General features: G+C 45.7%; 1 rRNA gene. It reads left to right on the forward strand.

The features are described 5' to 3' along the window. Window positions 1-104: 104 nt before the first annotated feature. Window positions 105-1,193, forward strand: a 23S ribosomal RNA gene (locus BABA_RS24425); the annotation flags it as partial.

Genomic DNA, 1,193 nt, shown 5'->3' on the forward strand with positions numbered 1-1,193 from the left:
GAAAACTAAATAACAATATCTAATAACGATAAATAAACCAAAAGCTGTGAATTTTAAAGAATTTACAAACTTATACTTGAAAAACGATGATTATAAATCATCATGGCAAAGTTAATAAGGGCGCACGGTGGATGCCTTGGCACTAAGAGCCGATGAAGGACGTGACTAACGACGATATTCTAGGGGGAGCAGTAAGTACGCATTGATCCCTAGGTCTCCGAATGGGGAAACCCAGCTGCTACTAGCAGTTATTCATGAGTGAATACATAGCTCATGTAAAGGTAACGCAGAGAACTGAAACATCTAAGTACCTGCAGGAAGAGAAAGTAAAAACGATTTCGTAAGTAGCGGCGAGCGAACGCGAAGAAGGGCAAACCAAGAAGCTTGCTTCTTGGGGTTGTAGGACTGCAACGTGGACTTAAGCATTATAGTCGAATAACCTGGGAAGGTTAATCAAAGAGGGTAATAATCCCGTAGACGAAATAGCGCTTATACCTAGCAGTATCCTGAGTAGGGCTGGACACGCGAAATCCAGTTTGAATCCGGGAGGACCATCTCCCAACCCTAAATACTCCTTAGTGACCGATAGTGAACCAGTACCGTGAGGGAAAGGTGAAAAGAACCCCGAGAGGGGAGTGAAATAGCACCTGAAACCGTGTGCCTACAAGAAGTTCGAGCCCGTTAATGGGTGAGAGCGTGCCTTTTGTAGAATGAACCGGCGAGTTACGTTATGATGCGAGGTTAAGTTGAAGAGACGGAGCCGTAGGGAAACCGAGTCTGAATAGGGCGACTTAGTATCATGATGTAGACCCGAAACCTAGTGACCTATCCATGAGCAGGGTGAAGGTGTGGTAAGACGCACTGGAGGCCCGAACCAGGACACGTTGAAAAGTGTTTGGATGACTTGTGGATAGCGGAGAAATTCCAAACGAACTGGGAGATAGCTGGTTCTCTCCGAAATAGCTTTAGGGCTAGCGTCGAAATGTAAGTGTATTGGAGGTAGAGCACTGTTTGGGTGAGGGGTCCGTCTAGGATTACCAATCTCAGATAAACTCCGAATGCTAATACACATGTTCGGCAGTCAGACTGCGAGTGCTAAGATCCGTAGTCGAAAGGGAAACAGCCCAGACCAACAGCTAAGGTCCCAAAATATATGTTAAGTGGAAAAGGATGTGGGGTTGCACAGACAACTA

Source organism: Neobacillus bataviensis LMG 21833 (genome assembly GCF_000307875.1).
GTDB lineage: Bacteria > Bacillota > Bacilli > Bacillales > Cytobacillaceae > Neobacillus > Neobacillus bataviensis.